18 protein-coding genes are annotated in these 21,734 nt (G+C 56.5%); 14 read left to right on the top strand and 4 right to left on the bottom strand.

The window, feature by feature from the left end; genetic code table 11:
• The first annotated feature begins 9 nt into the window (after positions 1–9).
• The 3 genes from ACP5OT_RS02385 to ACP5OT_RS02375 are packed head-to-tail and all read left to right on the top strand — an operon-like array spanning position 10 to position 2,972.
• Complete coding sequence (locus ACP5OT_RS02385; RefSeq protein ID WP_424674770.1) at positions 10–2,091, top strand: hypothetical protein; 2,082 nt, start codon at positions 10–12, stop codon at positions 2,089–2,091.
• Positions 2,084–2,512, top strand: coding sequence for a Holliday junction resolvase RuvX (gene ruvX / locus ACP5OT_RS02380; protein WP_424674771.1), 429 nt, complete (start codon positions 2,084–2,086; stop codon positions 2,510–2,512). The genes ACP5OT_RS02385 and ruvX overlap by 8 nt, the downstream gene beginning before the upstream one ends.
• Positions 2,513–2,516: 4 nt before the next feature.
• Positions 2,517–2,972, top strand: a complete 456-nt coding sequence (locus tag ACP5OT_RS02375) for a GNAT family N-acetyltransferase (protein WP_428131206.1) — start codon at positions 2,517–2,519, stop codon at positions 2,970–2,972.
• Between the two features lie 24 nt (positions 2,973–2,996).
• On the opposite strand, the gene ACP5OT_RS02370 is transcribed toward ACP5OT_RS02375, so the two are convergent.
• Complete coding sequence (locus ACP5OT_RS02370) at positions 2,997–3,296, bottom strand: DUF507 family protein (RefSeq protein WP_012615411.1); 300 nt, start codon at positions 3,294–3,296, stop codon at positions 2,997–2,999.
• 289 nt (positions 3,297–3,585) lie between these two features.
• Between ACP5OT_RS02370 and ACP5OT_RS02365 the strand changes: the two genes are divergently transcribed.
• The 11 genes from ACP5OT_RS02365 (at position 3,586) to ACP5OT_RS02315 (ending at position 18,554) form a co-directional block, all read left to right on the top strand.
• A complete protein-coding gene (locus tag ACP5OT_RS02365; RefSeq protein ID WP_424674773.1) occupies positions 3,586–3,888 on the top strand; it encodes a fibronectin type III-like domain-contianing protein in 303 nt (100 codons plus the stop codon).
• A gap of 211 nt (positions 3,889–4,099) precedes the next feature.
• Positions 4,100–5,284: an acyl-CoA dehydrogenase family protein gene (locus tag ACP5OT_RS02360; protein ID WP_424674774.1), complete on the top strand. Its 1,185-nt coding sequence runs from the start codon at positions 4,100–4,102 to the stop codon at positions 5,282–5,284.
• Between the two features lie 131 nt (positions 5,285–5,415).
• Complete coding sequence (locus ACP5OT_RS02355; protein ID WP_428111376.1) at positions 5,416–7,293, top strand: sigma-54-dependent Fis family transcriptional regulator; 1,878 nt, start codon at positions 5,416–5,418, stop codon at positions 7,291–7,293.
• Positions 7,294–7,752: 459 nt separating this feature from the next.
• Positions 7,753–8,487 (top strand): MIP/aquaporin family protein, encoded by a 735-nt coding sequence (locus ACP5OT_RS02350; protein ID WP_424674776.1) that lies wholly within the window; start codon positions 7,753–7,755, stop codon positions 8,485–8,487.
• A gap of 111 nt (positions 8,488–8,598) precedes the next feature.
• Positions 8,599–9,597, top strand: a complete 999-nt coding sequence (gene dhaK / locus ACP5OT_RS02345) for a dihydroxyacetone kinase subunit DhaK (protein ID WP_424674777.1) — start codon at positions 8,599–8,601, stop codon at positions 9,595–9,597.
• 70 nt (positions 9,598–9,667) lie between these two features.
• Positions 9,668–10,312, top strand: coding sequence for a dihydroxyacetone kinase subunit DhaL (gene dhaL, locus ACP5OT_RS02340; protein ID WP_428131203.1), 645 nt, complete (start codon positions 9,668–9,670; stop codon positions 10,310–10,312).
• 46 nt (positions 10,313–10,358) lie between these two features.
• Positions 10,359–11,855: a glycerol kinase GlpK gene (glpK, locus tag ACP5OT_RS02335; RefSeq protein ID WP_424674779.1), complete on the top strand. Its 1,497-nt coding sequence runs from the start codon at positions 10,359–10,361 to the stop codon at positions 11,853–11,855.
• Positions 11,856–12,008: 153 nt separating this feature from the next.
• Positions 12,009–13,679, top strand: coding sequence for an anaerobic glycerol-3-phosphate dehydrogenase subunit GlpA (gene glpA / locus ACP5OT_RS02330; RefSeq protein WP_424674780.1), 1,671 nt, complete (start codon positions 12,009–12,011; stop codon positions 13,677–13,679).
• Between the two features lie 17 nt (positions 13,680–13,696).
• A complete protein-coding gene (gene glpB / locus ACP5OT_RS02325; RefSeq protein WP_424674781.1) occupies positions 13,697–14,935 on the top strand; it encodes a glycerol-3-phosphate dehydrogenase subunit GlpB in 1,239 nt (412 codons plus the stop codon).
• A gap of 221 nt (positions 14,936–15,156) precedes the next feature.
• A complete protein-coding gene (locus tag ACP5OT_RS02320; RefSeq protein WP_428111372.1) occupies positions 15,157–16,386 on the top strand; it encodes an anaerobic glycerol-3-phosphate dehydrogenase subunit C in 1,230 nt (409 codons plus the stop codon).
• A 299-nt stretch (positions 16,387–16,685) separates the two neighbouring features.
• A complete protein-coding gene (locus ACP5OT_RS02315) occupies positions 16,686–18,554 on the top strand; it encodes a WD40 repeat domain-containing serine/threonine protein kinase (RefSeq protein WP_424674725.1) in 1,869 nt (622 codons plus the stop codon).
• Between the two features lie 33 nt (positions 18,555–18,587).
• On the opposite strand, the gene ACP5OT_RS02310 is transcribed toward ACP5OT_RS02315, so the two are convergent.
• From ACP5OT_RS02310 to ACP5OT_RS02300, 3 genes are read right to left on the bottom strand one after another with little or no spacing between them, the layout of a single operon-like run.
• A complete protein-coding gene (locus tag ACP5OT_RS02310; RefSeq protein ID WP_424674724.1) occupies positions 18,588–19,799 on the bottom strand; it encodes a glycosyltransferase in 1,212 nt (403 codons plus the stop codon).
• 1 nt (position 19,800) lies between these two features.
• Positions 19,801–21,018 (bottom strand): patatin family protein, encoded by a 1,218-nt coding sequence (locus tag ACP5OT_RS02305; RefSeq protein WP_424674723.1) that lies wholly within the window; start codon positions 21,016–21,018, stop codon positions 19,801–19,803.
• 46 nt (positions 21,019–21,064) lie between these two features.
• Positions 21,065–21,592: a polyhydroxyalkanoate synthesis regulator DNA-binding domain-containing protein gene (locus ACP5OT_RS02300; protein WP_428111369.1), complete on the bottom strand. Its 528-nt coding sequence runs from the start codon at positions 21,590–21,592 to the stop codon at positions 21,065–21,067.
• Between the last annotated feature and the right edge of the window lie 142 nt (positions 21,593–21,734).

Raw genomic sequence — 21,734 nt, 5'->3', positions numbered from 1 at the left:
TGAGGGGCTATGATCACCGATGAGACGGCGCTTGTCCTTGCGCTCCCCGAAGATACTGCCGAGTCGCTCATGGCACGGGTACGAGCAACCCATGCTGCTAATGTGCAAATCTTGGCCCCTGAAGGTACAACGGTACTCCAACGTGTGGCCGGGACGGATACGCTGCGTGCGTTGGCAGCAGCAGCCGGGATTTCGTTGACGATTATTAGCTCTGATCCGACGATTCTGAAAGCGGCCCGCCAGAGCGGTTTAACGACGATTGAAGTCACCGGTACACACGTGCAATCTCCACCGCCGGCTACTTCTTCGCCGACGACTGAGGATATTCCCGCCGAGGATCTCGAGTTTTTGGCAGCACTTGATGAGTTGACCGGAACCGATTCGTCTGCCATGCTCTTTACCCCCCCCGCGAAACCATCAACTGCTGAAACTCGTCCCATTGCCGCACCGACAACCCGCCCGCTACCGGCCCAGTCCGATAGTGCCACTCCCACATCCTCACCGGTGATGGGAGATGATGATCTCGAGTTTTTTGACGCACTCGATGACCTGGCCGCAGCTTTCGAGCAAGAGCGGACTGAGGCACCGCCACCACCTATCCCTTCATCACGCGAATCAAGCGCTCAACCGCCACGGGTTCGTCCTGAGGATATTCAATTATCGGCGGAGGAAACGACACGCGCGAATCAAATCGGGCAACGGAGTGAAACCGAGCGAGCAAAACGCCCGACGCGGCCACCGCAGCACACCACGCCAACCCCAACTGCGACAACCGATACAGCCGAGAGGCCACGCCGCTTGCCCACCCGCACTCCGCCACCGGCAACACCCAAAGCGGCTGCACGTCCGGCCAACCGTACATTATCTCGGCTCAGTTGGAGCCTACTCGGTATTCTACTCATCACCCTTATCGCTTTCGGCATCTTTCTGGTTGTGACTCGCAGCGTGACCATCGTTGTTCGTTTGCCGGCACGTGAAACGGTCCCGATCAATGGCTTAGTCATTCCACTGTCGCCGGTAGCCGCTACCACCGCGCAGGGCGCCGTCGTCGCTGAGCCGATTAGCACCACGGTAGCCATTAGTCGAAGTGGTGAAGTAACGGAAGGAGTCCTCACACCGGTAGAAAGTGCGTCCGGTGTTATAACCCTCCGCAACCTCAACATGCAGCCGATCACGATCCCGGCAGGGAGTGAATTCATCGCGATTGGCCCTAACAACCAGCCGATCCCATTTATCAGCAATGTTGAAGTGACCGTACCGGGTGCTGTTACCTCGAATCTGGGCAACCAGATCATTACTACCCTCGGCGAAGCGCAGGTTCCGATCACGGCCCGTTCACCCGGCAGTGCCTCGAACATCCCGGCTAACTCCATTCGGGAAGTCCGCATTCCCGGCGGTCCGACGATTACGCTAACCGGTGGTATCTTGACCGTCGTGCATGATGCAATTGGTGGTGGGACTGACGAAGAGGTCTTCGTGATAAAAGAGAGTGATGTGCGTCGCTACTTGGCCGAAGTCCTGACCAGCCTTGACCAAGAGGCGCGCCGACAGCTTGATGGGCTGGCACTGGCCCGCAACCTGCGTCTTGAGCCGACGACCGTCTCGCCAAGTCGGGCCGAACTCGAACAACTGGCCGGTTTTGAGCAGATTGTTGATCCACCGATTGGTACATCGTTGAGAAATACTCGCTTGTTTACCTTGACGGTGCAGGCACGCTATAGTGGGCTGGCGATTGCCGGCGATAGCGCGCAATTCCAACGCCAACTGGCCGATGCGTTTAACTCGCAGCTCATCCAGAACGGTCAATTACGTCCGGGTGATTGCCGAGCGGCCTTCGTGCGTGGCTGGCGCTGGGATGGGTCAACCCTACGGATTGACGGCGAAGTTGGTCCCGACCCAGCCTGTGGTAACGAGCTTGATCCAGCAACACGGGCTGCCATTCAGAACGCCGTGCTTGGCCGAAGTCGCGCCGAAGCCGAAGCCGAATTGCAGGCACTGGTCGCGAGCGGGAGGCTGGCCGGGTTTGAGTTACCGAAAGAGATCGAGCGCTTTCCGAGTTGGAGCTGGCAGATCCGGATTCGCAATGAATGAGCAAACAGTCTTAGGGCTTGATGTCGGTGAACGACGGATCGGAGTGGCGATTAGCGATGTGGAAGCTCGCATCGCCGCTCCGCTGACGACCATTCCTGCCCACCCTCCCGAACGGGCGATCGGGCAGATTGCACGCCTCGTTGCTGAACGTGGAGTTCGGCGGGTGGTAGTAGGATTACCACTCACCATGCGGGGCGAACACGGCCCCCAAGCAGCCGCAGTACAGCGCTTTGTCGATGCACTTGCCGCTGTCCTCAATTGTCCGGTTGAGATGTTCGACGAACGACTCACGAGCGTTGCCGCCGAACAAATGTTACGTAACCTCGGATTGAAACCGGCAAAAATCAAGGAACAGATCGATCAGGTTGCCGCATCGATCATCTTGCAAGATTATCTTAACGCCCGACGAAACCCGTTCTAATGCTATGCCGTACTCCATCCGTCCGATAAGCGCCGCCGCCACTCGGCCGCTCCGCCAGCAGATTCTCCGCCCACACCAAACGGTAGACGAACTAGTGTACCCCGGCGATGACCATCATCTCACACTCCACGCCGGTGCATTTGTCGAAGACCAACTGGTAGGGATCGCTTCATTTGCACCAGAAGCTTGCCCCGGTGTAGCAGCACAGGCGGCCTGGCGTCTCCGTGGGATGGGAGTAGTACCTCACCTGCGCCGGTGTGGTATTGGCAAGGCACTGTTAGCCACCGGTGTCGAACACGTCCGTCGGTACCACGGCGATATGATTTGGTGTCATGGCCGCACCGGCGCCTTATCGTTCTATCGTGCGTTTGGTTTTGTCACCCATGGCGATGAGTTTGTTGTACCGCAAACAGGGCCACACTATGTGCTGATCTATTGGATACCAATGGATCGACAGTGATAAGGATGCAGCGACGCATCGCCTTCACAACACATATCCTCGCTTGCGTGCCACTTCCTCTTTGTGTTTGCGGAAGAGAATATCGCGTTCGGTTCCTTTAATCTCGCGGCTGTAGGTTGCCAGAATCCGCTCGACCTCAGCATCAATCTCTTCCTCAATTTTCAAATCGGCTACGATAGCATCGTAGATCGCTTTGACCCGCAGCGCACGAGCATCACTTGGTCGCTGACCGGGAGCATCACGATAGGCCAACAGACCGCGCTCGGCCAACTCATCGTGCAACCGTTCCGCGATACGACGCACTTTATCCTCGCTGAGTCGCATAGATCACCTCGGTGTCATCAGGTATTGCTCCTTGTATTGTACACGAAGGAACGACAGGTACCAGCATTATCAGCAGCCGTCGGTGGTGAGACCATCCTGCGGGGTCAGGGGTAGGTGATGAGGGTGTATGTACAGTGGCTGAAAGAATGCAATTAGAGTGAAACATTTCACTAATTGATCGTTGTACGTCGACACACGCTATTTCAATTATTGTACGTAAATTACTTTTTTATGAAACGTTACACTTTTTGTCTTGACAAACAAAGATCTGCGCCTCAGCAGCTCGCGTATGCGCGGCGTGCTGGAGGTGAGCGCCCAGATCACCAACACCGGCGAACGGGCCGGTACCGAAGTGGTTCAACTCTACGTGCGCGATCTAGTGGGATCGCTCACCCGCCCGGTGCGCGAACTGAAAGGCTTCCAGCGCATCACCTTGCCACCCGGCGCAGCGCAGCGAGTCACCTTCACCTTGCACGAAGCGGACTTAGCCTTCACTCGCGCCGATGGTAGTTGGGGAACCGAACCGGGCCGATACAAGGTTTGGATCGCACCTCACAGTGAAAGTGGTCTCGAAGGTGAATTTGAACTCTAGCAGTAAATGAGTTGTTTCCTTGCAGCAAGCGGGTCTGGGCAACGCAGTTGATGATACAGGTCCGCTCGAAGCCCTCGCTTGTACCAATCCTTATCTGTAACCGACTGACCGCGACACTTCCAGTACCCTGTTCCACCATATTCCGTTCAATTATGGTATAATTCATTACGCAGTGCGTCATACTCTTTACATGCGTATCAGGAGGCGACCAATGACGATCGCAAGCGAGCGCGGGATTGATCTATTCCATTTCGATGACTTGCTGACCCCGCGCGAGCGCGCACTTCGCGATAAAGTGCGCGCGTTTTGTAACGAGCACGTCTTACCGATCATCAACGACTACTGGGAGCGAGCCGAATTCCCGTTTGAACTGATCCCTCGCATCGCCGAGCTTGGCATCGTTGGCGGCACCATTCAGGGGTACGGTTGTCCGGGATTCACCAGTGTCGAAGTTGGCCTGATTGCCGCCGAGCTAGCCCGCGGCGACGGCAGCGTGGGTACGTTTGTCGGTGTCACCAGCGGCTTGGCGATGGGAGCGATCGCCGCCTGCGGTTCGGAAGAGCAGAAGCAACGTTGGCTACCGGCGATGGCCCGGCTGGAAAAGATTGGCGCGTTCGCGCTTACCGAACCGCACGTCGGCTCTGATGCCGCACACATTCGCACCACCGCCAAGCGGGTTGACGGTGGCTATGTGCTCAACGGCGAAAAGCGCTGGATCGGCAACGCCACCTTTGCCGATGTGGTTGTCGTCTGGGCCCAAGATGAAGCAACCGGTCGGATCGGCGGTTTTCTGGTCGAAAAGGGAACGCCTGGCTATCAAGCAACCAAGATCGAGGGTAAGATCGCGAAACGGTCGGTCATTAATGCCGATATTAAGCTGAATAACGTCTTTGTGCCGGAAGAGAATCGGCTACCATTGGCCCGCTCGTTCCGCGATACGGCTAACATTCTCAAGAACACTCGCTATGGTGTAGCATGGGAAGCAGTTGGTCACGCCCAGGCAGCTTACGAATTGGCGCGTGAGTATACCTTGCAGCGCGAACAGTTTGGCCGCCCGATCGCCGGCTTTCAATTGGTGCAGCAGAAGCTGGTGCAGATGCTCGGTGATCTGACCGCTATTCAGTTGATGGCATGGCGGCTGAGTAAGTTGCGTGATGAAGATGAGAGCCAGATTACCGAGGGTATGGCCTCTCTGGCCAAGCAGTATTGTGCGGCGAAGGCACGCCAGATCGTAGCACTAGGACGCGAAGTGCTTGGCGGGAACGGTATTTTGCTCGACCGGCACATTGCCCGCCACTTCGCCGACATTGAGGCAGTCTATACCTACGAGGGTACCAACGAGATTAATACCCTTGTGGTCGGACGCGAAATTACCGGTATCTCGGCGTTCGTGTAAGGCGCTTGGTGAACCTATAACACTTCCCGAGAGGCATTGCTTCGCAATGCCTCTTTTGCCGTATCCTTACCTTCGTTAGTTGAAATGCCGTTATAATATCTATTGCTGATAGATATTATTAAGGTGGTTGTATGGCCCTTCCATCCCTTCCGCCTATCCAACGCTCATGGATGCGCTGCCAAGCTCGCGGCCTTGATCCGGCAACCACACCGCAAACGGGACCGGTGAATATAGCAGCCTGGAGCCATCTTCAGGCTCTCGCCCGCTCGTCGATTGAAGATCTGTACCAATTAAGTGAACACCCCGGTTTTGCCGTAGTAATCTGCGATGAACAGGGTACCATCATTGATTTGGCCGGCGATAGCACGATTCTCAATCTTGCGCAACAATCTGGAATTGGATACGGTGTTAGTCTGCTTGAAGAAGTAGCCGGTACCAATGCCGTTGATTTAGCGTTGCGCGAGGCACTACCCTACCAGACGAGTGGTGATGAGCATTATTGCAATTGGTTGCAGCCGTTTAGTTTGGCCGCGGCACCAATATTCAGCCCAGATGGCCGAGCACTCGGAGCGCTGGCAATCCTTACTCGTGCCGAGATGCAACATCCCTATGCGCTAGGAATGGTTATTGCTGCAGCACAGGCGTTCCACAACCAGCTTCGTGCTGAACGATTGCTCAACGAAGCGAATGATCAATTGAGTGAACTCTACGCGACTCTCGATAGTATTAATGAAGGGTTGATATTTGTCGGTCCTAACGGTGAGATTCGCCGTTTGAGCCGGCGCGTCGCCACCATCCTCGATATTAATGTGCGTTCGGCAGCCGGTCGGCCGTTAGTAAGCGTTATTCCACCACCTCCGGCGATCTGTACTGCCCTGCAAGAACTCACCACCCTCGATGAACAAGAAGTGATCTGGCAGACACGCTCTGGCCCACAAGCGGTGATGTGTAGCGTCCGACCGGTATGGGATCGGAGTCGGCGGTATTTAGGTAGTGTGATTACGTTACGTCCGGCGGAAAGTGTGCGTCAATTGGTGCAACAGGTTGTTGGTGCTCGCGCTACCTTTACGTTTCGCGACATTATTGGTCAAAGTGAGGCAATGCGGCAAGCGTTACGCCAAGCACGGCTGGCCGCAGCCGGTCGTGGTCCGATCCTTCTTCGTGGCGAAGGCGGGGTAGGTAAAGAGATCTTCGCGCAGGCTATCCATAACGCAAGTAACCGTGCCGGTGGTCCATTTGTGCGCGTCGCTTGTGCTGCCATTCCCCGCCAATTGCTCGATAGTGAGCTGTTTGGCATTGAAAGCGCTGAACACCAAGTCGGTCGGCCAGGAAAGCTCGAATTGGCTCATGGCGGGGTGCTGTATCTCGAAGCCATTGATGCGCTCTCGTTCGATCAACAGACGAATCTACTCCGCGCAATCGAGATGGGTCGTGTGATCCGGTCGGGTGGAACGCGTCCGATCCCTATCGATGTACGCCTCATTGTGACCGGCCACGATCTTGAACAGCTTGTGCAAGAAGGCCGGTTTCGGGCCGATCTCTATGCACGACTCAGCGCCTTTACTATCGATATCCCACCACTGCGCCGGCGCGGTGACGATGTGCTGTTACTGGCCAACCATATGGTGCAGCGCCTCAGCGAACAGCTCGGTCGCCCGATCGCACTCGCTCCTGATGCACTCGCCGCACTTCACTCCTATCCATGGCCGGGAAATGTCCGTGAATTGGAGGTTGTCCTCGAACAAACGGCGCAAACGATGGCTAAGAGTGTATTGACCGTTCACGATCTGCCACCGGCAATTGCCCGGCATACGACACCACTGGCAATGGCCGATAACCCACGCCTTGCTGAGGCCCAAGCTCTTAGTGAACGCGACGCAATTGTACGGGCAGTACGTAGTGCCGGCGGACGGCTGAGCCGAGCTGCTACCCTACTTGGGATCAGCCGGGCAACCCTCTGGCGCAAGATGACTCGCTATCAGATTTCACGTGACGAATTACGAGCCTGACCGATGTTGCAATAGTGAAACATTTTCATCTCTTATAGTGCTTGTACATAGCTTGACGATGATCGCTGCACTTTGCTAGGATAACAGCACAGCATAGCAACTATGAAGAGCCACGATTAATCTCGTGGTATGCTCTCGATACGCAAAGCTGCCTCACCATAACTGACACCGATCGGTGATCAGAGCGGATGTTGTTGTGCATTGCACGGTGCAATGCATCGTGTTCTCATAGATGAAGCAAGGAAAGGAGGTGCGCAAGGCGGGGTCGCCAGACGCTAATGTTTCTGACGGCGCGCACGCCTAGTTCAGATGCGCCGACACGCCACGTTGCGCGTGCAACACGACTTTTACGTCGTTCCACTGTTCGGCGCGCATCACGTTCTCCGTTTGAACGTTGGATCAGGGTCGATTCGCTAGAACTGGTTCCGCCTATGTGTGATGGTAAGGAGGAGACCTTCTATGCCTGCGTCCTTTTTGGGCGAACTATTTGGCACAATGGTACTGATTCTGTTCGGTAACGGTGTTGTTGCCAACGTTTTGTTGACTCAATCGAAAGGTAATGGTGGCGGTTGGATCGTGATTACCGCAGGGTGGGCCTTCGCGGTGATGAGTGGCGTCTTTACCGCCGCTGCGCTAGGAAGCCCCGGTGCCGATCTCAACCCGGCGGTGACGATTGCTGTCATGATTCGCGGTGGCTATGATGTTGGTACTGCTGTGATGCACATCATCGCCCAGTTTATTGGTGCTTTTATCGGTGCAACCCTTGTATGGCTGACCTATCTCTCGCACTGGGAAGTTACTAAAGATCCCGGCCTGAAGCTCGCCTGTTTTAGCACCGGTCCAGCAATCCACAATCCGGTTAACAACATCATCACTGAAGTTATCGGTACCTTCGCGCTCGTCTTCATCATTTTCGCTATCTTCAGCGCCAAAGGCGCTGCCGGTGGTAGCCCGGCTAGTGGTCTTGGCCCCTATCTCGTCGCAGCGCTCGTGTGGGGTATTGGTCTGTCGCTCGGCGGCCCGACCGGGTATGCAATTAACCCTGCGCGAGACCTCGGCCCGCGTATTGCGCATTTCGTCTTACCGATTGCCGGCAAGGGCGATAGCAATTGGGCTTACTCGTGGATACCGGTGGTTGGCCCGATCATTGGTGGTGCGATTGCCGCTCTGCTGGCGAATGCACTCAGCATGTAACGTCTGGTCGCGTTGCTTAGCCTGTATGCCATGCAACGCGCTGAATGATTTGGTATGATGCCCATGTATCACCTGAACGGTCAGTAGTCTTCGCTTCAAGGGAGGAAGCCTGTGAAGAAATTGATCAACGCACCGGAGAATGTGGTCAAAGAGGCATTGGCCGGAATGGCTATTGCCCACGCCGATCTGATCGATGTCCACTTTGACCCCGACTATATCGTGCGCAAGGGTGCCCCCCACAACAAAGTCGGTGTGATCTCCGGCGGTGGTTCCGGCCACGAGCCAATGCATGGTGGCTTTGTCGGCTACGGGATGCTCGATGCTGCCTGCCCCGGCGCCGTTTTTACATCGCCGGTGCCGGATCAGATGCTGGCTGCTACTAAGGCGGTCAACGGCGGCAAAGGGGTACTGCACATTGTCAAAAACTATACCGGCGACGTGATGAATTTCGAGATGGCTGCCGAATTGGCCGCTGCTGAAGGTGTCGAGGTTGCCAGTGTGGTAACAAACGACGATGTAGCAGTGGAAAATAGCACGTGGACGGCTGGCCGTCGTGGTGTTGGTGTGACGGTGCTGCTTGAGAAAATCGTGGGTGCGGCTGCTGAGGCTGGCGCCGATCTGGCTACCTGCAAGGCGATTGCCGAGCGGGTCAATGCCAACGGGCGCAGCATGGGCATGGCGTTGACCCCCTGTACGGTGCCACAGGCAGGCAAACCGGGCTTTGAGCTGGCTGAAGATGAGATGGAAGTTGGTATCGGTATCCACGGTGAACCGGGCCGCCGACGTGAGAAGTTGGCTCCGGCCCGCGATATTGCCGAGATGCTGGCCGGCCCTATCCTCGAAGACCTGCCGTTCAAGAGTGGTGATGCTGTGCTGGCATTCGTGAACGGTATGGGTGGCACACCGCTGATCGAGCTGTATGTGATGTACAATGAATTAGCACGCATCCTCAAGGATCGTAACATCACCATTGCCCGCTCACTGGTGGGGAGCTATATCACCTCGCTTGAGATGGCCGGTGTCAGCTTTACGCTACTCCGCCTCGATGACGAGATGATCAAGCTCTGGGATGCACCGGTGCATACGCCCGCGTTACGTTGGGGTATGTGAATTCGTCTACAGGAGAAGAACACGGCGGGGCCGGTGACCGTACCCCGCCGTCACACGAACCAGAGGAACCATGCAGATCACCGCCGATCATGTCATCAGTTTTCTTGAGCTAGTTGCCGAACGGGTAAAAGAACAGCGCGATTATCTGACTCGCCTCGATGCAGCGATTGGCGATGCCGATCACGGTGTGAACCTTGACCGTGGCTTCAGCACGGTGATAAGTAAATTGCCGTCAGCGACCGACCGTAGTATTAGTGGTTTGCTGAAACTGACCGGCATGACCCTCATTTCTACTGTCGGTGGCGCAAGTGGCCCTCTCTATGGGACCGCTTTTCTCCGTGCCGGTACGGCGATCGGTGATCGCGAAACCATTGGTCCCAATGAGCTAATAGCCGCCCTCAGTGCTGCTCTCGAAGGGATTCAGACGCGCGGTAAGGCTACTCGTGGCGAAAAGACGATGATCGATGCGATCGCACCTGCAATCGATACCCTGAAAGAACAGTATGCAGCGAGCGGTGATCTGCTGGCCGCCATGCGTGCCGCAGTCGCCGCTTGTGAACAAGGCATGATTGCGACCGAGCCGATGTTGGCAACGAAAGGCCGCGCTTCGTATCTCGGTGAACGATCGATCGGGCATCGTGATCCAGGAGCTGCCTCTGCCTACTTGATGGCACAGGCAATGCTCGCGGTTCTCGAACGCGCGGCTCAGCAGTAAGTTACACACCGTGCAGTGTGTGTGTAGACAAAGGAGTCATTAGCGTATGGCAAAGTATGCTGCTGCAATTGACCAAGGTACGACAAGTACCCGCTGCATGATCTTCGATCACAGTGGGAATGTCATCTGCTACGACCAAAAAGAACACGAGCAGATCTATCCCCGACCCGGTTGGGTTGAGCATAGCCCCGATGAGATCTGGGAGCGTACCCAGAGTGTGATCCGTGGGGCGTTGAGCAAGGGTGGTCTGAGCGCGAGCGATATTGTTGCGGTGGGGATCACCAACCAGCGCGAGACGACGGTGGTTTGGAACCGTAAGACCGGTCGCCCTGTGTATAACGCTATTGTGTGGCAAGATACGCGCACCGACCAGATTTGCAACGAATTGGCCGCCAATGGTGGTCAGGATCGTTTCCGCGCAAAGGTTGGTTTGCCCCTCGCCACCTATTTCTCCGGCCCCAAGATCCGCTGGATCCTTGATAATGTGCCCGATGCACGTGAAGCTGCCGAGGCTGGCGATGTAGTCTTTGGTAATATCGATACCTTCCTGACATGGTGGTTGACCGGCGGTCCCAACGGTGGTGTCCACGTTACCGATGTTACTAACGCTTCCCGCACGATGCTGATGAACCTCGAAACGCTTGATTGGGACGACGAGATTCTCAGCGTTATGGGGATCCCGCGCCAGATGTTGCCGAAGATCGTGCCGTCGAGCATGGTATACGGTACGGCTGTTGGTGAGTTGGCCGGAGTGCCGGTAGCCGGTATTCTCGGTGATCAACAGGCGGCAATGGTCGGGCAAACCTGTTTCGATGTCGGTGAGGCGAAGAATACCTATGGTACCGGCTCGTTTATGTTGCTCAATACCGGTACCAAGATCGTGCCATCGAAGAGCGGTTTGCTCACAACCGTCTGCTATAAGTTCGGCGATCAGCCGGCGGTGTATGCGCTCGAAGGTTCGATTGCCATTACCGGTGCTCTTGTGCAATGGCTGCGCGATAACCTTGGTCTGATTACGACCTCGGCAGAAGTTGAGGCGCTCGCCAATTTGGTCGAAGATAATGGCGGTATCTACTTCGTACCGGCCTTCTCCGGTCTGTTTGCACCGTATTGGCGCTCCGACGCACGTGGCGTGATTGTTGGCCTGACTCGTTACGTCAACAAAGGCCACCTTGCCCGCGCCGTGCTCGAAGCGACGGCCTATCAAACACGCGAGGTGCTCGATGCAATGGAGCAGGACTCGGGCGTGAAGCTGACGGCGCTCAAGGTCGATGGTGGTATGGTGTATAACAATACACTGATGCAGTTCCAGGCCGATATTCTTGGGGTACCGGTGATCCGCCCCAAGGTGGCCGAAACGACTTCGCTTGGGGCAGCCTATGCCGCCGGTTTGGCCGTCGGCTTCTGGTCGAATACCGACGAGATGCGGGCCAACTGGGGGGTCGATCATACGTGGACACCGCAAATGGATGAGGCAACCCGCGAGCGACTCTATCGAGGGTGGAAGAAGGCAGTTACTCGTACCTTCGATTGGGTCGAGTAAGTTCACACCAATACCTTTTTGCGGTACGAAAACACCATCGGTCGTGATATGATACCGATATAGCGTGCGTGATCGACCGCCTGTAAGCTTTAGCTATATAAGAAGACCGGCGGAACCCCATCCTGCCGGTCTTCTCGCCCGTTAGGAGTCCGTATGCAAACCATTTCCACCGATGTGCTGGTGATCGGCGGTGGGGCAACCGGGACCGGTTGCGCGCTCGATCTGGCAATGCGCGGCATTCGCTGTGTGTTAGTTGAGAAAGGTGATCTAACCCACGGTACTACCGGTCGTTACCACGGTTTACTCCATTCTGGTGGTCGCTATGTCACGAAAGATCCGCAGTCGGCCACCGAATGCGCTCAAGAGAATGCCATCCTTCGCCGGATTATGCCCCATTGTATCGAGCAGACCTCCGGTTTCTTCGTGATTACACCGTGGGACGACGAAAGCTATGGCGATGTCTTTGTCGCTAACTGCCGGCGCACCGGTGTACCGGTGCAAGAGATTAGCGTCGCCGAAATGCTCCGTCGTGAGCCGGCGCTGAACCCTCGTATTTCACGGGTGTTTGAAGTACCCGATGCCTCTGCCGACTCGTTTCTCGCTACTCATTCGGTTGCGTTGGCAGCTAAAGAATACGGCGCCGATATCCGTACCTACCATCATGTGATCGAACTTGTCCGAGTTGGTGACCGCGTGATGGGCGCTATCGTCGAAGACCTCCGTAACCGTGAGCGCATCCGTATCGATTGTGCCTATGTGCTCAATGCCGCCGGGGCATGGGCCGGTAAGATCGCAGCGATGGCCGGTGTTACGGTAACCGTTGTGCCCGGTAAAGGGACGATGGTGGCAATGAACCACCGTATGGTCAATACAGTGGTGAATCGCTGTAAATTGCCTTCGGACGGCGATATTATCGTGCCGATCCATACGGTTGCGGTAATCGGGACAACCGATGTGCATGTACCTGACCCTGACGTGTTTGGGATCGAGCCGGAAGAGATTCAGTTTATGCTCGATGAAGGCGAGAAGCTGATTCCTGGGTTCCGGCAGTATCGCGCTCTCCGGGCCTGGGCCGGTGTTCGTCCACTCTACAAAGATAAAGAAGTGGCTAGCGATCGCGACATTCCACGGACTTTCAAGTTGCTCGATCACGAAGCACGTGATGGCGTCAGTGGTATCTTCTCGATTGTCGGTGGCAAATGGACGACCTATCGTCTGATGGCCGAGCAGACGGTCAACGAGATTGCCCGCCGTTTAGGTAATACTCAACCATGTCGCACGGCCAGCGAAGTCTTACCCGTACCACGTTTTGAACATCGTGCCCACGCTACGGTGACGGTATCGCCTGATCCGGCAGCACAAACACCACACTACTGGCTGGGGAAGCCTTTGGCCCTTATTGAGAGTGCTCACGCTGCCGGTGAGCTGATCTGTGAATGTGAGTTAGTGACACGCGACCGGATTATCGCAGCGATCGACGCCGGTGCCCATAATCTCGATGACATCCGACGCGATGTGCGAATGGGTATGGGGCCATGCCAGGGCGGATGGTGTATCTACCGTACCGCAAATCTGTTGTACGAACGACGCTGCACTGCCGGTTTGAGTCATTCGCATGTCAATGAGGCAATCCTCCATTTCCTCCAAGAGCGGTGGAAAGGTCTCACACCGGTGTTATGGGGTGACCAGTTGCGGCAGGCACGGCTTGACGAGCTGATCTACCTCGGTGTGCTGGGTATTCAACACTTACGGGCTTTCGCGGAGCCGGGTGGTGGCTTAGTGACCCAGCATCCGGCAATTGCAACCGAATATGTACAGGCCTGACCACCGGGAGAGTTGGTATGTATGATACGATTGTGATTGGCGCCGGGCTGGCCGGAATGATGGCTGCTATCGGACGCGCTAAACGCGGTGAACGGGTGCTCGTGCTGGCAAAAGGTCATGGCGCAACTCACTGGTCAACCGGCTGTATCGATCTTTTGGCCGGAGGAGAAGACCCGTGGGCAGCGATTGCCCAGGTTGCGGTCCAGAACCCGCAACATCCGTATGCACTGGCCGGGCCGAAGATGATCGAAGATGGGATCAATCAGCTACGCGCAATCGGCGAAGCTGCCGGCTATCCACTTGTCGGCAGTTTTACCTGTAACTTGCTCTTGCCCACTGCGTTGGGTGCCCTTCGCCCCACTGCCTTCGCGCCCGCGACGATGATTGCCGGTGATGCCCGCCAACTGCGTGATGGCCGTCCCACCCTCATTGCCGGCTTTGCCGAGCTGCGCGATTTCTTTCCGCCGCTGATCGCTGCCAACCTGCGCGCGCAGGGCATTGCTGCTGAAGCGGCGCAATTAACCTTGCCGCCTACCCAGCGCCAACACGATTTCAGCCCGGTGACGCTAGCCCGGCTATGTGAGCAACCGGCCTTCCTTGCTAACCTTGGCGAGCAATTGGCCGTCTATGTGCGCAAGGGCGGTTATGCCCGCATTGGCCTGCCGGCCATCCTTGGCCTTAAGCATGCCACCGAGGTGGTGCGCGATCTACAAAACCGGGCCGGCGCATTGATCTTTGAAATCCCTACCCTGCCGGTTTCGGTGACTGGTATGCGGTTGTATCAGATCCTCGAGGATGAGTTGCTGCGGCTAGGCGGTCGCATCCAATTGGGTGGATTTGTCCAACGCGCCGAGCGCATTGGCGACACTCTCGTCGCCGTGTTCAGCGAAGCAGCGGCCCGCGAGCAGCGCCACACTGCCCGGCGTTGGGTACTGGCCACGGGTGGCGTTCTCGGCGGCGGTGTGCGCGCCACACCGGAAGGTCATCTGCACGAGACGGCCCTCGACTTACCACTACAAACACCGGCCGCACGGGCAGGCTGGTTTGCGCCGCGCTTCCTCGACGAACACGGTCATCCCGTCTTCCAAACCGGGGTTTGCGTTGATCGACACCTACGCCCTCTCGATGCCGCGGGTCGGCTGGTGTATGAGAACGTGCAGATCACTGGCGGTGCACTGGCCGGCTACGATCCGATTCGCGAAGGCTGCCTCGAAGGGGCTGCTATCGCCACCGGCTGGGCCGCCGGGCAGGCATAAACGTACAGCCGCACGGCGGTGCGGCTCTCAAATACAGCCGCACGGCGGTGCGGCTCTCAAATACAGCCGCACGGCGGTGCGGCTCTCAAATACAGCCGCACGGCGGTGCGGCTCTCAAATACAGCCGCACGGCGGCGCGGCTCTCAAATACAGCCGCACGGCGGTGCGGCTCTCAAATACAGCCGCACGGCGGCGCGGCTCTAAATAGAGGAATCTCCACTATGGATCATATCGAACTCTCACTCACCCAATCGCTTGATCACTGCATAAAGTGTAATATTTGCACCTCGGCATGTCCGGTTGCAGCCGTTACCGACGCCTTCCCCGGACCCAAATACGTTGGGCCTCAAGCCCAACGCTTTCGTCACAAAGCTCAAGCGGTGCCCGATGCATCGGTAGACTACTGCTCGGGATGCCGCGTCTGTAATCAAGTCTGCCCAACCGGAGTGCGCATCGCCGAATTGAACGCACGTGCGAGAGCGCAAATAGTCACCGAACGCGGGATGCCGTTGCGCAACCGGATCATTGCCCGTTCGGGGTTGGTCGGACGTCTCAGTAATGGGCCGCACGCGCCGCTGGTCAACTTCACCCTCAGCTTCGCGCCGGCACGCTGGTTGATCGAACAGGTGATGGGTATTCACCGCCACGCGCCGCTCCCAAAGGCCAGCACCTACACCTTCCGTAGTTGGTTCAAGCGACGCAAACCGTCAACAACCGGTCATCGACCACAGGTTGTCTACTTCCACGGCTGTAGCACCAACTACTACGAGCCACACGTTGGTAAGGCGGCTATTGCCGTGCTTGAGCATCTCGGCTTTGAGGTGATTCTGCCGCCGCAGCGTTGCTGTGGATTACCACTGCTCTCGAACGGAGATTTTCCCGCGGCGCAAAAGCACCACGAATACAACGTTGCTCAACTTTTGCCTTACGCTCGATCTGGCATCCCGATTGTCGGCACCAGTACCAGTTGCACACTGACGTTAAAGGAAGAAGCGCCTGAACTGCTCGGCTTGCACGGCGACGATGTTCGTGCTGTGGCTGCCGGTACCTACGATATCTTCGAATTCCTGCGCGATCTCCATGAACAAGGACGCCTACGCACCGACTTCCGGCCTCTCGAACGTACACTGCCCTACCATCCCCCTTGCCAACTACGCGCCCATCGGATCGGGCGCCCTGTGCTCGATGTGCTAGCTCTGATCCCCGGCTTACGCCTGCTCGAGAGTCGGGCTGAATGTTGTGGCATTGCCGGTACGTATGGCCTCAAGCGTGAGAAATATCAGATCGCTATCGATGTCGGCAAACCGTTGTTCGAGTTCGTCCGCACAAGTGGTCAACCGCTTGCCCTCTGCGACAGCGAAACCTGTCGCTGGCAAATCAGCGGCGCTACCGGTGTGGCGACACGCCACCCGATAGAAACCCTTGCCGAAGCGTATGGGCTGGCGGTATAAAAGGCCAGCCCCAACGGTAGGGGCCGGCCCCCGTGCCTGCCCCCATGCCGACCCCGGCGGTTGGCCCCAACGGTAGGGGCCGGCCCCCGTGCCTGCCCCCATGCCTACCCCGTGCCAGTCCCAACGGTAGGGGCCGGCCCCGTGCCTACCCCCGTGCCAGCCCAGACGGTAGGGGCCGGCCCCCGACCCCCGTGCCTGTCCCTACTGCCCGCACCATCCTTACAAAGATGTTACCGTAGCGCATTCTATCATTTGCTATAATACGAATCAGTGTGTTCGGATTAACCGGAGTAATGCGCATGCTTGCGCCGGAAACAGTTTTACAAGGCCGATACCATATCATCACCCAAATTGCCAAAGGCGGGATGGGCGCCGTCTATCAAGCCCGCGATCTCCGGCTACGCATTGATGTCGCCCTCAAACAGACCCTTTTTACTGATGAGACATACCGAGAAGCATTTGAGCGTGAAGCCCAAATCTTGGCCCGGTTACGCCATCAAGCCTTACCACGAGTTATCGACCACTTCATCGATCCCCAAGGTCAGTTCCTGGTGATGGAGTTTATCCACGGCGAAGATCTCGGTAACCAGTTGGCCCGACTTGGCCGCCGGTTTGCTTCGCCAAAGCTATTGCCAATGGTGGTCAAGTGGACAGATCAACTCCTCGATGTGTTGAACTATCTGCATACACGACCAATACCGGTTATTCATCGTGATATTAAACCGAAAAATCTCAAACTCACCGCAAGTCACGACATTATTTTGCTTGATTTTGGGCTGGCCCGCGGTGGCATGACCGTCTTCGCCGGACTTGAGGGGCCGAATGTTCGCAAAGTGTATGGCTTTACCCCACCATACGCACCGTATGAGCAGATGCGCGATGGCGAACCCGACCCCCGCAGCGATATTTATGCCCTTTCGGCTACTGTTTATCACCTGCTGACCGGCGTGTTACCGCCAGATGCCATGACTCGCATGGCGAGTATCGTTAACGGACAACCCGATCCCTTGCGGCCCATCCGTACACTCGCACCGCATGTGCCGGAGGGATTCGCTCAACTCATCGAGCAAGGAATGGCGACGCTGATTCATCAGCGGCCACAATCGGCCCGTGATATGCGCGAGGCATTGCACCGCTTACGTGGGCGTTCGGCAGTGACCGCCATTCCGAGTTCTGTTCCTCCAATCACCCCATCATCAGTTTCACCACCGCTGCAAGCCGATACAACGGCAACCCCGGCCCAACCGTCAACAATGCCGAGTCGACCAACACCACCACCCGTCGGCACAATGATCCGTCGCCTGATTACCGGCAGTCCGGTGCGGAGCGTTGCTTTTTCACCCAATGGCAAGTGGTTGTTGGACGGTCACGACGACTATACCGTCGGCGTGTGGGAAGTCGCTACCGGTGAACAGAAGGTAACGTTACGCGGTCACGAGAGTACGGTACGAACCGTTGCGTTCAGTCCCGATGGTAAACTCATCGCTACCGGCAGCGATGATGAGACGATCCGCATCTGGCGCACCTCCGATTGGCAGACACTACAGGTCATGCATCATCCCGGTTGCCCGATTGAAAGTGTTAGTTTTAGTCCTGATGGTCGTTACCTGGCCGCCGGCGGTTGGGGTAATGCCATCACGCTCTATCTGCTCAAGCAAGAGAAGATCGAGCCAATTGGCCTGTTTTCTTGCCCATTCGTGCATTCGCTGAGCTTTGCACCGAATGGATCACTCTTGGCCGCTGGCTGTTACGATGGGGCGATCTATCTTTGGCAGATTGCTGATCAGCAGGCCCTTGATCCGATAAGTGGTTTCAACACCTTTATTTACAGCGTTGCCTTCAATCCGGCCAGCACCATCATTGCCGCCAGTAGCGGTACGACAATTCGCTTATGGCGGCTGAAAGATCGTTATCCCCTCGATACACTCCAAGGCCATACTGCACCGGTCCGCGAGCTGGCATTTAGTCCTCGTGCACCTTTGCTTGCGTCGGTCAGTGAAGATCGCAGTGCGCGGTTCTGGAATGTCGAACACGGGCAACCGCTACCGCTGATCCTCGAACATAGCGCCGGTGTTAGTTGCCTGAATTTTAGCCCCGATGGTCAATTGCTGGCTACCGGTTCCCACGATGGCCGAATCTGCCTCTGGCAAGCACCAACTGAACAGTAAGTACTGCATCCTCTAGAGATGAGGCCGCGTCCTTCACAACTTGCGTTGCGCTACCTGCTCAACCAAAGCGATGATCCGCTCCGCCCGCCGACCATAGGTGTGTTCGGCGGCTAACCGCTGCCGTTCCGTTGCCAATGCCGGATCACACTCCGCCAGCGCAGCCGTCAGGGCTGCTTGCAGCCCATTCAGATCGCGTCGCGTAAAGCTGTAAGCCAAATGCGATGGCAAGATCTCGTAGAGCGCCGGAATTGCTGGTAGGACTATCGGCAAGCCCAACGCCATATACTCAAACAGCTTAAGCGGTGATGCCGTTACATCGGTCACCGTGTCGGGAATCACCAATACATTGGCTGCACCTAGACAGGATACGACTTCGATTTGTGGTCGCAGTGGTAAGAGATAGAGATCGGCTGACATTGCTGTCGTTTCGGCAACTCGCAACCCCTCACTCAACGCATGGGCAGCCAATGCAGCGCGCTCACCGGGTCGCCCACCAATGACGATCCCGATCAGCGTCGGATGGATAGCCCGGAGTCGACGAATTGCACTGAGCAGGCCATCGAGCCAACGATGGGCAAAGGTCATACCGGCATAGGCTACGATAGGGGCATCGGCAGGTAACCCTAAACCACGACGACACGCCGCACGGTCCTGTGGCCGAAAGACCTGTTCATCATACGCATCAGGAATGACGGCTACCTCGGCCGGATCACGCCACTCAATCTGTGCTAACAAACGCCGAAAATTATCGGTGAGCGAAACGACGGCACTTGATCGACAGAGCGCCGTGCGATCGATCAAATCGAGGAAGCCGCGGGCCCATGGCTCCTTAGCCCGCGATGGGTTACGCGACTCCAGATCATGGGCTTCATAAATCACCGGTAAGTCGAAACGTGGCCCGAAGACTCCGGCCCACCACGCCGCGATAATCGGCTGCCGAATATACACCGCTTGCACGTTGTGGCGACGCAGCGCGACGACGGTTGCCGTCATCGCGGCAAACGCCGAGTGCTCAAGGTAATAGAGCAACGTGCTCTTGTACAAACGTGACAACTTCCCGATCGCTGGTCGTGGTAAATGCACCGCACCTACCTCAAAAAACCGGCTCGGTTCATTACCCCAGCGCGGAATAAGGGCCAACGTATCGGGTCGGCGGGCACGCAGTTCTCGCAACGTGGTAAACGTTTGCAGGGCATTGGCCGATTGCAAATTGAGGCTCGTTGGATACGCAATGTAAACAATCATCTCAGCGGGCTACCTCAAACCGAGACAACAACCGATCTAACTCAGCCAGCGTTGAGGCGAGCCCCTCCGGCGCAGTATGCAACGATCCACCGGTCACTAACGCTGCTCGCACCAAATGCGGATCATCACCTGCGACCGCCAGATTCCGCAGATCCTGTCGGATCCGCTCGTCGCTAATCGCAATGCCATGCCGAGCAAGCATGGTTCGATAGTACGGATAGTGCTCAATTAATTGGTGGGCGACGCTCTCAAACCCATAGCGGGCAATTTGCATACGGGTACCGAAGCGCATGGTATTCTCGGCAAACATAATGCGGTCGTGCCGTGAAGGCTCGATCAAGATAATATCCACTTCTGGATGGCGACGGCGTACCTGCTTGATATGGTAATGGAGACCCGCGTGGATGAAGGTGCGGAATACTTGATTGCCGATACGCTGAATACCCTGATCACTAATCGCCGCACCGGGCGGATGACGACGGTTGTCAAATGGTACCATTGGATTAATACAAACGATCAGTTCAGCGCCACGCTCAATCGCAATATCAAGGCTAGCAGTACCGCGGAGACCACCATCGATGTAATCCCGGTCACCTATTCGTACCGGACGATAGAAGATCGGGATCGCCGCCGATGCGCAAACGGCCAATGAAATAGGCACCTGATCGAGGGGTGGCAAACCAAATACTGCCCGTTCACCGCTGTCTAGATCAGTGGCAATAATCAGTAATTCACGGTCAAGATCGTGAAACCGATTAGAGCGACCGGGCTGTTCGAGGGCCACACGGATATAGCGTTCGAGCGCCTGCGAATCGTAAATACCGGTCGGCAAACCCACTGCCAGCGTTTCGATAAGGTCAAGCAGCGACGCCTCCTGCCCCTCGCGCAACCAACGCCGGAGCGCTTGCATCACTGCACCGGGCAACTGCGAGCCACGCCGCACCAGATCGGCAAGGTTCAACTGATAGAGATGGTGTGGTTCGAGTTGATCTATGCCGAGCAAGGAACGTTCGAGCACGCTAATCAGCGTGCGCGGCGACATATTATTGGCCAGACAAGCATTGATCAATGCGCCGGCGCTTGTACCGACATAGATATCAAACTCGTTGACCGAAAGGTGATCAAGTACTTGATCGATAGCGCAAAGGGCACCGATCTCATACGCGGCGCCGGCAACGCCACCGCCGGCCAGAACCAGAGCGGTTGTGCTACGATGCATAAACTGCCTCTTTGCGTGTATGTATTATTGGCCGCTCTTCAATACGCTAACGCCGGCGTAACAACTGCTCAACCATGTTGGCAAGCGCGTCGATCTGTGCGTGGAGCCGTTCAACATCGTTCCGCGTGGGAACATCAGCGATTCGTTTGGCGAGCTGGTCATGCGCATCACGGGCAAACTCTTGGCGTAACAGCAGTCTGCGCCAGCGATCGGCTTCTTCAGGTGAAAGCTCACCTTCATCAACCAAAATATCGATCCGGCGACCGATTTCGGCCTCGATCAGATCGTCGCCGCCCAGCGAACTAAAGAGTGTGCGCCGGAGAGTGGACAGTGTGTCGCCACCCACCTGAATCAGACCGGTCAGTAAATTGGTGGGGAGGGGTGAATTGCGGCCACGGGCCTGTAACACAACCTGAGCCAAAATATTGGCCGTAATATCATCACCTGTTTCGTTATCTAGCACCTGAACGGTTTCACCCTTCTGAACAAGCTGAGCAATGCCGTCAAGGGTGATATACCGTTTCTCGTTAGTATGATACAGCTTACGGTTGGCGTATTTTTTGATAACATGCATGATATTGCCGCCTTGTGCTGCATACCGGTAGACAACCATGCAGCAGCTATAGTTTTGAGTGTTGTGGTGATAGTCTCAGCGGCAATTATAACACGCTGCGCCACAATGCCGGCAACTGTAGCAAATGCCACAGTGCCGGCGC

Source organism: Chloroflexus sp., assembly GCF_049970315.1.
Taxonomy (GTDB): Bacteria; Chloroflexota; Chloroflexia; order Chloroflexales; family Chloroflexaceae; genus Chloroflexus.
Note: the sequence above shows the minus strand (reverse complement) of the source record. Positions and strands in the feature narration are given on the sequence as shown.